Below are 12,131 nucleotides of genomic sequence, written 5' to 3' on the forward strand. Positions count from 1 at the left end.
CCCGAAGATGCGATACAGGACCTGAACCATGACTGCTGCCACGCTTAATCCGCTCGTAACCAACCTCGCATCTCCGCCGATACCTGCGGTCCAAGCTTGGGGAAAATCTTACGATGGAAGTCGGGGTGAGTTGATTGATTTGTCACAGGCGGTACCCGGCTACCCGGCGCATGTAAACATGCTGCAGTGGCTTGGCGAAGCTGCGTCATCACTGGCTTACACAAATTATGGGCCAATTGAGGGTGAAACAGTTCTACGCCAGACTTATGCCGCGCACGTGTCAGAGTTGTACGATGCAGCAATCGGCACTGGCAATGTTCATATTACTTCAGGGTGCAATCAGGCGTTCGTCTGTGCGTCCATGGTTACAGCCGCCGCCGGCAGTACTGTTCTTGTGACCGATCCATTCTATTTCAATCATGAGACAACTTTGTCCATGCTCGGAATCAACACGCGAACAGTCAGATGCGATGCCTCGGAAGGTTTTGTTCCCACAACGGATGCGATCCATGCAGCGATGACACAGGATGTCCGGGCACTGGCATTGGTCACACCAAATAATCCTACCGGTGCAATTTATCCCGCCAACCGGTTGCAATCGATTTTTGATCTATGCAGGGAACTGGGTATTTGGCTCATTCTTGACGAGACGTATCGTGATTTTTTGCCTGACGGTGCAGGCGCACCACATGGTTTGTTTTCAAATGTGGACTGGCAGGGCAATCTCATCCAGCTCTATAGCTTTTCCAAGTCTTTGTGCATTCCGGGTCACCGGTTGGGCGTGATAACCGCAGGTGAAGCGGTGGTCAACGAAATTGCCAAGATCATGGATAATTTACAAATTTGTCCACCGCGAGCGCCTCAAGCCGCTGTTGCGCGCGCGTTGCCGGAACTGGCCGAATGGCGGGCCCGAAACCGTTTGGAGATTGAGGCACGGGCAAAGGCTCTTCATCAAGTCATGGACGGCTTGAACGGATGGAAGCTTGAGTCAGTCGGCGCATACTTTGCCTTTGTCAGGCATCCATTCGAGGGTAGGGTCTCGGCAGAGGTGGCAGAACAATTGGCAAAGCGAGTAGGGGTACTTGCTATTCCCGGAGAATATTTCGGAGTTGAGCAAACCCCATTCCTGAGGTTTGCTTTTGCAAATGCCGATATCACAACGATAAGCCAATTGCGTGAGCGTCTGGGCGGTTTCAATCTGTCGCCGGATTCAATAACCCTTGGCTAGGCCGGAACCCGAGCGACTATCCATTGCGCCATTGTATCGAGCACCACCACCTTGCGTAATCTCATCAAGACTTTTGCCTCCGACAAGAATACCCGCAGCCTGACCCCATACAGGCCAATCCTTGTCTATGCCAACGTCGTGGCCCATTTCGGTGAGAATTTTCATCGTATCACCGGAAAGTGCATAGGGCTCGGTAAAGATGCGGTCGGGCATCCACTGATGGTGGATGCGTGGCGCGTCGATTGCTTCCTGAATGTCCATTCCGTGGTCGATCACGTTGATGATCGCTTCAAGCGTAATGGTGATGATGCGTGCGCCACCCGGGCTCCCGATGACCATAAAGGGCTTGCCGTCTTTGGAAACGATCGTTGGGCTCATTGATGAAAGTGGTGTCTTTTTCGGTTGTATCGCGTTGGCTTCACCTTGCACCAGACCGTAAAGGTTGGGAGCGCCGGGCTTTGAGGTGAAATCATCCATCTCATTGTTCAGCAGGATACCCGTACCGGCGGCAACCACTCCGGCGCCGAATGAACCATTCAGCGTATAGGTGACTGCAACGGCGTTACCTTCATCATCGACAATTGAATAGTGTGTTGTCTCGGTGCTTTCACCGAAGCCCTTCGGCGTCAGTTCTTTCGATACTCCGGCCTTGTAGGGACTTATCTTGTCGCGGATATCTTTGGCGTATTGCTTGTCCAGCAGCTTGGTCACAGGATTATCGACGAAATCCGGATCGCCGAGTGCGGAATTGCGGTCAACATAGGCATACCGCATTGCTTCTGTCATTGCATGGACCGTTTCCGCGGAACCATAGCCAAGGTATCCGAGAGGGTATCCTTCAAGAATATTCAGGATTTCACATATAATCACACCACCTGAACTTGGCGGCGGTGAAGAAACAATTTCATAACCGCGATAATTGCATTTTACCGGTTCAAGTTCGCGTGCTTTGTACTGTTCGAAATCGGACTTAGCCAGAACACCGCCGCCCGTCTCGCTCGCCTTGACGATGGCATCAGCAATTGTGCCCTTATAGAATGCATCGGGGCCTTTTTCCGAAATCGCGTTGAGCGCTGCAGCCAGATCAGCTTGAATCAGCGTTTCGCCAATCGCATAAGGTTTTGCATCCGGTTTCAGGAATATCGCAGACGCGGCCGGGTCTTGGGCTAATTTTTTGGTGCCGTTCTGCAGCGAAGCAACGTCACCTTGATCAAGCACAAACCCGTCGCGGGCGAAGCGTATAGCGGGACTGAGGAGCTCTTCACGAGATTTCGTACCATACTTGTCCCGTGCCATTTCGAAGCCAGCTACAGATCCAGGTACGCCGACAGCCATATAGCCGTCTGTGCTCCGCCCTTTAACAATATTGCCTTGATCGTCGAGGTACATTGTCCTGGTTGCTGCAAGTGGCGCTCTTTCGCGGAAATCAAGGAATGTGGTCTTGCCGTCTTTGAGGCGGATTGTCATAAAACCCCCACCACCGATATTTCCCGCGGCGGGATAGACAACAGCCAATGCATATCCAACCGCAACCGCGGCATCGATTGCATTCCCGCCGTTCTTCAGTACGTCTATGCCAACTTCTGATGCGAGATGCTGGGTTGTGACAACCATACCGTGTTCTGCTGCAACGGGCTCTGGGGATGCTGCCCAAAGGGTTGCCGGCGGAGTTACAAGAAGTCCGAGCGTTGCGGCAAATACACCTGCCTTCATGAAACAATGATCCATGATTTCCTCCGATGAATTTGATCAGGCTAATGGAGCCTCTTAGATCACTCATGTCCAGAGGAAATCAGAAGAAACTGTAAGAGGGACGCTATTACGCGTCTTGATCAAGCTCGGGGTAATGCCTGAAAATGCCCGATGTGTTGAAATCGAGCCTGCGATCCGAGGCGAGATAGGCTTTGATATTATCTCGATGTTTCACCGTATCGTGTACAGCCTGCAATGCGGGATAGTCTTTGGCCAGATTTGCTGTAGCACGCGGGAAAGCGTAGCGAAGGCCTTCGATAATCTGAAACAGTGATAGATCCACATAGCTCAATGTTCTGCCGACTGCATGGGCGGAACCATCGGGCTTTTGATGAAGGATGCGTTCAAAATAATCCAGAAATTTTGGCATGCGGTGCTCAATGAAGTCTTTGGAGCGCAGTTTTGCCGCCTCCTTCTGATCTTCGTAATACTGAGTTGTCGCAATGGGATGGTGAGTGTCATGCACTTCCGCAATGAAATCTGTGATCGTCAGTTGTAGTCCATTGGCGATCAAACGCAGTGCTTCATCCTCGGGCGCAAGGTTGAGTTTGGGTCCCAGATAAAAAAGGATGTTCGCTACGTGCGATATGATCAGATCACCATCTTTCAGAAACGGCGGGGCAAAAGGTGGATATGGTTCGCTCTTGCTTTTTAGTATCCTCATCATGGCGCTGATACCCTGTCCGGGATCATCTGAACGAGCCACGTCGACATAGTCAGCCCCAGCTTCCTCCAGTGCAAGGCGGATAAACTCACCACGTCCTTGCAATCCATCCCAGTAATATAGTTCGTAAGGCATAAGCGTCTCCTGATGCGTCCGTGTTCGCATTCAAGCAGATGAATGTGGCGGGATCGACCTTATTTCCTTCGGCGGCGCAACTGATCGAAATAAACGATAACAATGATGAGTGCGCCCGTAATCACACGTTGCCAGAACGAGTTCACATTAAGCAGATTCGCGCCATTGTTGATGGTTGCAAGGATGAAAGCTCCAAGTAAAGGTCCTTGGACTGATCCGACAGCTCCAAAGAGGCTTGTGCCGCCAATTACCGAGGATGCAATGGCCTGCAACTCCCAGCCTTCGGCCTGCGTCGGGTTGCCGACGCCAATACGTGTGGCGAGCAAAATACCAACAAAGGACGCGCAGAGCGCGGAGAGAGTATAGGCGAGATAGATCGTGCGGTTCACATTTACACCGGAGAGCCGGGACGCTTCGGCATTTGAGCCCACGGAAAACAGGTATCTGCCCCAACGTGTGTGCTGGAGCAGAATGTAGGCAGGGATGCCGATGAGGATGACCATCCAGAACAGGTTGGGTACGCCCAGAAAGTCATTGCGCGAGAAATTGGTGAAGTCGTCATTGTTGATTGAAATGGTTGCGCCATTCGTAATCAACAGGCCAATACCGCGCAGTGAGGTAAGCGTGGCCAGTGTGATGATAAACGGCGGCAACCCCATTTTTACAATGCCAAAACCATGGAAGAGGCCGATGCAAAGACCAATGCCGAGTGTTATGAGTATGGCCGCCCAGATTGGAAACCCGTTGGCTAAAAGCAGGGCAACAATGGTGCTGGTGAAACCCGCGATTGCTCCGACGGAAAGATCTATACCGCCAGTGATGATAACGAAGGTTTGGCCAACGGCGAGGATCGCAATCATTGCACCTTGACGCAATAAATTGGCAATGTTGTTTGCAGTCCAGAATGTTGTCGTCGACAGACCAAGTATCAGCCAGAGTAAAAGCAGGAGTGCAAACAATGTCAGCCCGAAGAGAATATTGTAACGCTTCTTGGGTGAAATGACAGGTTCCTTTGTTTCACTCATAGTCTGGATTCTCCGGCTGAATTGGGTTGGCCGGAGCCGAACCTAACGCTCTCGTCAAAATGTCTTCATGGCTCGCGGATTTAAATTGATGGGTGGCTACCATCTCACCACGCCGGAAAACATGCAGAGTGTCGGCTAACTCGTAGACTTCCGGCAGATAGGACGAGATCAGAATGATCCCCGCGCCCTTTGATAGCAACGAAGAGAAGAGGCGATATATCTCCGCCTTGGTGCCAACATCGACGCCGACTGTTGGCTCGTCAAAAATGAAAAGCTTGGCACCGTGATTGAGCCATTTGCCAATGACAATTTTTTGCTGGTTACCGCCGGATAGACTTGCGGCAGTTGCACTGCGTGTTGATGTCTTTATCCGAAGGTTGGCAATCTGGCGGTCAGCTTGACTCGATTCTTTGGACTTTGAGATAATTCCGCCATGGCCAAGCTTCGAATAAACCGGCAAATTGAGATTGAGGCTTACGGGCAATGACAGACAAAGGCCTTGGTCCCGGCGGCTCTCCGGCGCAAGCGCAATACCGAGTTTGATGGCATCATTCTCGCGACGAATATTGATTTCCTCACCTTTCCATAAAATAGAACCGGAGGACTTTGGATGCCGCCCAAAGACAGTGGTAACAAACTCGCTGCGCCCGGCACCGATCAAGCCGTAAAGCCCGATAATCTCACCCTCTCGCACAGTGAGCGAAATATTTTCGAAGCCTTCTCCAGATAAATTGCGGGTTTCCAGAATTGGCTTGCCGAACTCAAATTTATCCTTGTGATAAATCTGTTCAATCGACCGGTTGATCATCATCGCGATCAGTTCGTTCTCGTCGGTTTCTGCAATCTCTCGCGTTCCCACCAATGTTCCGTCTCTCAAGACAGATACTCGATCCGCCAGTTCAAAGACTTCTTCCATTCGATGGCTGATATAAACGATCGTCACACCATCGGCCTGCATGCGCCGGATCAGAGCAAAAAGTTGCATACCCTCTTTGCGGGTGAGGTAGGCGGTTGGTTCATCAAATATGAGAAACCGTGCTCCTCTCGTCGCAGCGCGGGCCGTTGCAATTAATTGCTGTTGGCCAATCGTCAGGTCTCCAAGCATGGCATGAGCAGGAAGATCGAAGCCAAGGTTGTCGAGTATCTTCTGCGCTTCCCGCACCATATTGCGGTGCCGCAGCAAGCCGAAACGCAGATGCTCTTCCCCCAAAAAAATGTTGGCCGCCACGCTCAGATGTGGGCAAAGCACAACCTCTTGATGCACGGCATTGATGCCATGCTTTATTGCTTCGACAGGTGTGCTTAAAGCGACTGGTTCGCCGCGCCAATAGACATCGCCACCTGTTCGCGGGATCACTCCTGTCAGGAGCTTGATAAGTGTGGACTTTCCCGCTCCATTTTCCCCAACAATGGCGTGAATTTCGCCAGACTTGAACGCAAGCTCAGTCGGCTTGAGCGCATGGGTACCAAAGTACTGCTTTTCCAGCCCCTTGAGCTCAAGGATAGGCATGTCGGCTGCCATGATCGTAGCAGTTGCATTTGTCCAGTTACCGGATTGCGATGCAAGATCCTGATTGGTCATGACAGCCTCTTTGATTGAGGGCATAATCCCGATTAATCAAGTTTCGGGTTTAGCAACTCCTGCGCACGCGGCTCGCCCATGTTCGCTTTCGTAATCAGATTGGCACCGGTGTCGACATTTGTCTCGACGTTTTCACCCTTTGATGCAGCGAGCGCGGTTTTCACACCATCATAACCCATGCGAAACGGATCCTGAACGACGAGGGCATAGAGCACACCGTCACTCAGGAATTTCACCAGTTTCTCATCACTGTCAAAGGCTATGACCTTGATCTTGTCCTGAGCCTTGTTTTCGGCTATTGCCTGACCGGCACCCTGACCCATAATCAGATTGGAAGCAAAGATGCCGCGAAGATCAGGATTGGCAGTGATCAAATCTGTCGTGATATTCAGGCCGGTCGTAGCCTGACCATCAGCCACCTTATCCGCTACCAGTTTCAATCCGGGATATTTTGCAGCAAGTTGTTCTTTAAAGCCCTTGGCCCGTTGGTCGAGTGAACCCACCCCGGGCAGAGCTGTAATTATGGCAACGTCACCCTCGGCCTTGCCATATTCTTCGGTGATTGCTGCTGCCAGACCATCGGCTGCAACACGTCCTCCTTCAACATTGTCTGTCGTGAGGAACGATGTAAACGCCGTTGAGTCCGCTGCGGAATCAATGCCAATGATCTTGACCGATTTCGCGGCCTCATCAATGGGTTTGCCAAGTGCCTTGAACTCCGTCGGTGAAATAACGATTGCGGCAGGTGCGCCAGAGACTGCATTCTCCAGGATGGAAATTTGTCCGTTTATATCCGACTCTGCTTGCGCGCCGAGTTCTGGAACCTTGACGCCGAGATCTTTGCCCGCCTTTCGTGCACCGGCAAGTACAATCTGCCAATAAAAAGATGTCGTATCCTTGACGATAATCGGGATGGTTACTTCCTGCGCCTGTACAGGTGCAACTCCGATTGCGCCAGCAATGATGGCGCCACCGGCAAGACCGAGCAAAATTCTACGATTGAAGCACTTTCCAACAGAAATCATTTCCATGTTCCTCTCCAAGCGCCTTTCTTGTTTTGTTTCCAGCTGGATTGTGGCGCACTCAACCCCGCTTTTTAGAAGGTCTATTTGATCGTAAACTGTTCCACTTCAGCAAAAAAAGCATCTGGAACAGCCACGTTCAAAAGGTCCATATTTCGGGTAAGGCTGGCGGCTTTGGCTGTCCCGATGAGAACATTCGCAACTGCCGGCTCGCGCAAAGGAAATTGTATTGCTGCAGCAGCGAGAGGGATGGAGTGCGATTTGGCAATAGCCTCCATGGCTCTCACGCGCTGGAGTATGTCTTCCGAAGCAGGCCCGTAGTCAAAATTAGCACTGGGTACGGGGCCAGTTGCCAATATACCGGAATTAAACACGCCACCTATAACCAGCGAGATTTGCTTTTTGCGGCATGCTTCAAGCAAGCCCCGTTCTGCTGATCGGTCTAAAAGGGAATATCGCCCTGCCAGAAGAATGCAATCTATCGCGCCATGGGCGATCACATCCATGCATACGTCGACTTCGTTCACTCCAAGACCATAAGCGGTGATAGCATCCGACGATTTCAATTCGTCCAGTGCCTTCAGGCCACTGTCAAGGAGTTGGCGCTGGTAGACAGCATTTTTCTCGGCACCGTGAGTATAGGCCCCAATGTCGTGCACGTAGAGAATGTCTATTCGATTCAGGCCAAGCCGGGCAAAACTGAATTCAAACGACCGCATGATCCCGTCATAGCTGTAGTCATAGTCTACCGTGAAAGGCAGGGGATTGACATAGGAATGATCAGGGATCTGGTCGTCGGGTACCGGTCGCAACAAACGGCCAACTTTAGTCGACAGAACATAAGTGTCGCGAGGCTTCGAGCGTAGAAAATCCCCTGTGCGACGTTCAGAAAGGCCAAAACCGTAGAATGGGGCGGTATCAAAATAGCGCAGCCCTGCATCCCATGCGGCCTGCAATACTGCAATGGCATCATCACGAGGGCAATCTCTATAAAGACCGCCAATTGCTGCGCCGCCGAATCCAAATTGCGTCACAGCCAGCGGAGTAGTGCCTATTTTGCGGGTTTCCAAAGCGCTCCTCCCAGATACGCAAAGTCCTCCAGTCTTTTATCGACAAAAAACCTTTTCAGTCAATTGTTCTTGTGTGTAAATGTTCATGGAGCACTAAACATTCACGCCAAGGAATGGGATGTCAAAGCAAAATACGGTTTTCAAGGAAGGCTACAATAAGTGCCTCGGTCTATTGACGAGTGGAGCGTTTCTTCCGTCCGAAGCTGAACTAGGTGCAAAATTGGGCATCAGCCGCACGACTGTCAGAACGATCTTGAAAACAATGGCGGGGGTAGGGCTTGTCGAACTCGGAAATCAGGGCAAGAAGGTTCTTCGTAATCCCAGGCAGAAAGATTACTTCCCGGAAGACCAAACGGATTCTCTTGCCGAAATTATCGAACGAAGTTTCATGAAACGTATTCTTGCCGGCGGCGCGCAGCCGGGAATGCAAATAAATGAACTGGAGCTGGCACGTGATATTGGTGTCGGTACCTCTAGCGTTCGAGAATTTCTAATACGATTCAGTCGTTTTGGTTTAATTGAAAAGCGTAAGAATAGTCATTGGATACTAAAAGGATTTACCCGCGCATTTGCACTTGAGCTTTTTGAAATTCGCGAGGTATTCGAACTCAAATCAGCGGTTGCATTCACCAAATTACCAGAGGACCATCCGGCACGCGAGAAGCTGGACAGTCTGGAAGTTGAGCACCTGGCTCTCCTGAGAGAAATCGACAGCCGTTATACTGAATTTTCGGAACTGGATGAACGATTTCACAGATTGATCCATTCAGCTTCCCGTAACCGGTTCGTTGATGATTTTTACGATGTCATCGCGATTGTGTTTCATTATCATTATCAGTGGAACAAGCTGCATGCGCAACAGCGCAACACGCGTGCACTTGAGGAACATTTGGCTTACATTGAGGCTTTACGCTCGCGCGATCTGGCGAAGGTGAACAAGGCTTGTCGCGCACATTTAAAATCAGCGCGCGAAACACTCCTTCAATCGATAATGCCCGGGGATGACGATCAAGGTCATTACATTTAATAGGGTATGCCGTCCTTGTGCCCAAAACGGCCGTCGGCGTTGGAGCTTATCATATCGATATCAGGGCACGTTATGAGATTCTGAGACTTGCGTGATCCTACCTCCAGATAGACGGCTGTCACGTCAGACTCATTTATCATGTGGTGGCCGTTACCGTGTCTTTACGATAGCCGGTTCCTTTCAGAACAGGCAATGCGTCAATGTCGAGCTTAGGCATTACTGCTCGCTCCCTGTTTCGAGGTTGCGCCGATCTATTTCTTGCGCATTGCATCCGCCAAAGCGGCTCCAAATGCCCCCTGTGGCGCAGTTGCCGCAGGCTTCGGAGCAGGCGATGGTACGCGCGGTCGGGGCATACTTTCTGCACTGCGCGCGGGACGAGGCGCATCATTACCACCGCCATCTTTACGCATAGTCAGACTAATGCGATTGCGTTTTGGATCAACCTCAACGACGCGAACTTTGACAACATCTCCGGCTTTGACCACCTCATGAGCATCTTTCACAAAGCGATCCGCCAGTTGAGAAAGGTGAACGAGACCATCCTGGTGCACGCCAATATCAACGAACGCACCAAAGGCAGCCACATTGGTGACAGTTCCTTCAAGCAACATGCCAGGTTTCAGGTCCTTGATGTTGTCGATGCCATCCGCAAATGCAGCTGTCTTAAACTCTGGTCTGGGGTCGCGTCCGGGTTTTTCCAACTCGGCAATGATATCGCGAACTGTCGGCAGGCCGAACCGTTCATCAACAAAGAGCCGTGGGTCAAGTGCTTTCAGAGCGGCACTATCATTCATCAGCGTACGTACATCCCGCCCGCAAGCACTAACGATCTTCTTTGCAACGCCATAAGCCTCAGGGTGAACTGCAGATGCGTCAAGGGGCTCACTCCCATCGCTTATACGCAAAAATCCCGCGCATTGTTCAAAAGCGCGAGGCCCGAGACGGGCAACTTCAATAGCTCGCGGCGCGTTTTGAATGGGCCGATTTCGTCGCGATGAGCAATAATGGCCTCTGCCAAAGATGTCCCCAAACCAGAGATACGTGCCAACAAAGGTGCGGATGCAGTGTTGAGGTCAACACCGACAGCGTTCACCGCATCTTCGACGACGCCTTCAAGTGAACGGGCAAGGCGATATTGATCGACATCGTGCTGGTATTGGCCGACACCGATGGACTTTGGTTCGATTTTGACCAGCTCGGCCAGTGGATCCTGCAAACGTCGGGCAATAGATACTGCTCCACGCAATGACACATCAAGCGTCGGAAACTCGGCCGCTGCAGTTGCGGAAGCTGAGTAAACGGAAGCGCCTGCCTCACTTACAATAACTTTCAATGGCTTTGGCGTTGGCATGTCGCCAAGCATATCTGCAACGAGTTTTTCGGTTTCACGACTGCCCGTGCCGTTGCCTATGGCAATCAGCTGGACCTTATGTTTTGCGATGAGCTTTGCCAGTTCTGCTTGCGTACCTCTCACGTCGTTACGTGGCGGAAACGGATATACGGTTGTCGTATCGAGCAGCTTGCCGGTGCCATCAATGACAGCAACTTTCACGCCTGTACGGATGCCGGGGTCAAGACCCATCGTTGCTCGTGAGCCAGCAGGTGCCGCCAGCAGCAGATCTTTGAGGTTCCGGGCAAATACGCGAATTGCTTCTTCCTCGGAACGTTCACGCAATGCGGTCATCAAATCGACCGACAGATTAAGGGAAAGTCGGATACGCCATGTCCAACGCACGACATCCATCAGCCAGCTGCCGGCGGCGCTATTTCCAGCAATCGAGTATGCTTCCGCAATCATCCGTTCGACTGGTTTGATCGCAGCCGTGTCATCGGCGTCTATCTCGATATCAAGGGAGAGGATTTCTTCATTCCGGCCGCGCAACATGGCAAGTGCGCGATGGCTGGGTGTCGTGGCCCAGCGTTCGAAATGGTTGAAATAATCTGAGAACTTGGCGCCGGCCTCTTGCTTTCCGTCTATGACTTTAGCGCGCAGGACGGCTCGATCTTTCATATAGTTTCGCAAGCGACCAACAAGATCGCCATTCTCCGAAAACTTTTCAACGAGGATGTCACGCGCGCCATCCAGCGCCGCTTTCGTGTCCGTGACCTCTGCGCTGATGAAATTCTTTGCAAGTTCAAGCGGAATTGTCCGCCGGTCTGACAGGATTGCTTCCGCCAGAGGACCGAGCCCTTTTTCGCGTGCAATTTCTGCCTTTGTCCGCCTTTTGGGCTTATATGGCAGGTATATATCTTCCAATTCAGCTTTAGTGATTGCTCCGGCAATCTTTCCTTCCAATTCGGGCGTAAGTTTCCCTTGGCTACCTATTTCATTAATGATCGTGTCACGGCGCGCTTCAAGTTCACGAAGATAAATCAACCGCTCATCAAGAATGCGCAGTTGAGTATCATCAAGACCGCCGGTCACTTCCTTGCGGTATCGTGCAATGAAGGGTACCGTTGCACCCCCGTCCAATAATTCGATTGCTGCAGTTGCTTGTTCGGGGCGGGCATTGATTTCTGCGGCAATAAGGCGGGCGATGCGGGCAGTATTGGTAACAGTCACGGGCTATCCATAAATCATGATCGGGCGACCAACATAGTGATGCCCGACCATGACCGCAATCGC

General features: G+C 51.5%; 8 protein-coding genes and 2 pseudogenes. 2 read left to right on the forward strand and 8 right to left on the reverse strand.

What is annotated here, in order from left to right; all coding sequences use genetic code 11:
• Nucleotides 1-28: 28 nt before the first annotated feature.
• Nucleotides 29-1,228 (forward strand): aminotransferase, encoded by a 1,200-nt coding sequence (locus tag ABKW30_RS22985; RefSeq protein WP_348601263.1) that lies wholly within the window; start codon nucleotides 29-31, stop codon nucleotides 1,226-1,228.
• On the opposite strand, the gene ggt is transcribed toward ABKW30_RS22985, so the two are convergent.
• The 6 genes from ggt to ABKW30_RS23015 all read right to left on the reverse strand — a co-directional run bounded on the left by ggt (nucleotide 1,211) and on the right by ABKW30_RS23015 (nucleotide 8,478).
• The gene (gene ggt, locus ABKW30_RS22990) at nucleotides 1,211-2,941 is read right to left on the reverse strand and encodes a gamma-glutamyltransferase (protein ID WP_348601347.1); all 1,731 of its coding nucleotides are present in this window, start codon (nucleotides 2,939-2,941) and stop codon (nucleotides 1,211-1,213) included. The two genes, ABKW30_RS22985 and ggt, sit on opposite strands and share 18 nt — an antisense overlap.
• Nucleotides 2,942-3,047: 106 nt before the next feature.
• Entirely contained in the window at nucleotides 3,048-3,779 is a 732-nt protein-coding gene (locus tag ABKW30_RS22995) for a glutathione S-transferase (protein ID WP_348601264.1), read from the reverse strand.
• A 59-nt stretch (nucleotides 3,780-3,838) separates the two neighbouring features.
• Nucleotides 3,839-4,804, reverse strand: a complete 966-nt coding sequence (locus ABKW30_RS23000) for an ABC transporter permease (protein WP_348601265.1) — start codon at nucleotides 4,802-4,804, stop codon at nucleotides 3,839-3,841.
• Nucleotides 4,797-6,326 carry a sugar ABC transporter ATP-binding protein gene (locus ABKW30_RS23005; RefSeq protein WP_348601348.1) on the reverse strand — a complete coding sequence of 510 codons (1,530 nt, stop codon included), beginning with the start codon at nucleotides 6,324-6,326 and terminating at the stop codon, nucleotides 4,797-4,799. Before ABKW30_RS23005 ends, ABKW30_RS23000 begins: the two co-directional genes overlap by 8 nt.
• Before the next feature lie 92 nt (nucleotides 6,327-6,418).
• Nucleotides 6,419-7,411, reverse strand: coding sequence for an ABC transporter substrate-binding protein (locus tag ABKW30_RS23010; protein ID WP_348601349.1), 993 nt, complete (start codon nucleotides 7,409-7,411; stop codon nucleotides 6,419-6,421).
• Nucleotides 7,412-7,491: 80 nt separating this feature from the next.
• A complete protein-coding gene (locus tag ABKW30_RS23015; RefSeq protein ID WP_348601266.1) occupies nucleotides 7,492-8,478 on the reverse strand; it encodes an aldo/keto reductase in 987 nt (328 codons plus the stop codon).
• Between the two features lie 118 nt (nucleotides 8,479-8,596).
• Between ABKW30_RS23015 and ABKW30_RS23020 the strand changes: the two genes are divergently transcribed.
• Nucleotides 8,597-9,505, forward strand: coding sequence for a GntR family transcriptional regulator (locus ABKW30_RS23020; protein WP_348601267.1), 909 nt, complete (start codon nucleotides 8,597-8,599; stop codon nucleotides 9,503-9,505).
• Here ABKW30_RS23020 and ABKW30_RS23025 read toward each other — a convergent pair.
• Together ABKW30_RS23025 and ABKW30_RS23030 are read right to left on the reverse strand one after the other, a co-directional pair.
• Nucleotides 9,502-9,660: pseudogene (locus ABKW30_RS23025) on the reverse strand (transcriptional regulator); the annotation flags it as partial. The gene ABKW30_RS23020 and the pseudogene ABKW30_RS23025 sit on opposite strands and share 4 nt — an antisense overlap.
• Nucleotides 9,661-9,756: 96 nt before the next feature.
• Nucleotides 9,757-12,068 (reverse strand): annotated as a pseudogene (locus ABKW30_RS23030) (Tex family protein).
• Between the last annotated feature and the right edge of the window lie 63 nt (nucleotides 12,069-12,131).

It is taken from the genome of Phyllobacterium sp. SB3 (genome assembly GCF_040009165.1).
In the GTDB taxonomy this organism is placed as follows: Bacteria; Pseudomonadota; Alphaproteobacteria; order Rhizobiales; family Rhizobiaceae; genus Phyllobacterium.

Excerpts from the sequence above, each read along its gene's own strand:
- ggt (WP_348601347.1), bottom strand. The coding sequence starts at position 2,941 with ATGAAGGCAGGTGTATTTGCCGCAACGCTCGGACTTCTTGTAACTCCG.
- ABKW30_RS23005 (WP_348601348.1), bottom strand. The coding sequence starts at position 6,326 with ATGGCAGCCGACATGCCTATCCTTGAGCTCAAGGGGCTGGAAAAGCAG.
- ABKW30_RS23010 (WP_348601349.1), bottom strand. The coding sequence starts at position 7,411 with ATGATTTCTGTTGGAAAGTGCTTCAATCGTAGAATTTTGCTCGGTCTT.
- ABKW30_RS22995 (WP_348601264.1), bottom strand. The coding sequence starts at position 3,779 with ATGCCTTACGAACTATATTACTGGGATGGATTGCAAGGACGTGGTGAG.
- ABKW30_RS22985 (WP_348601263.1), top strand. The coding sequence starts at position 29 with ATGACTGCTGCCACGCTTAATCCGCTCGTAACCAACCTCGCATCTCCG.
- ABKW30_RS23000 (WP_348601265.1), bottom strand. The coding sequence starts at position 4,804 with ATGAGTGAAACAAAGGAACCTGTCATTTCACCCAAGAAGCGTTACAAT.
- ABKW30_RS23020 (WP_348601267.1), top strand. The coding sequence starts at position 8,597 with ATGTCAAAGCAAAATACGGTTTTCAAGGAAGGCTACAATAAGTGCCTC.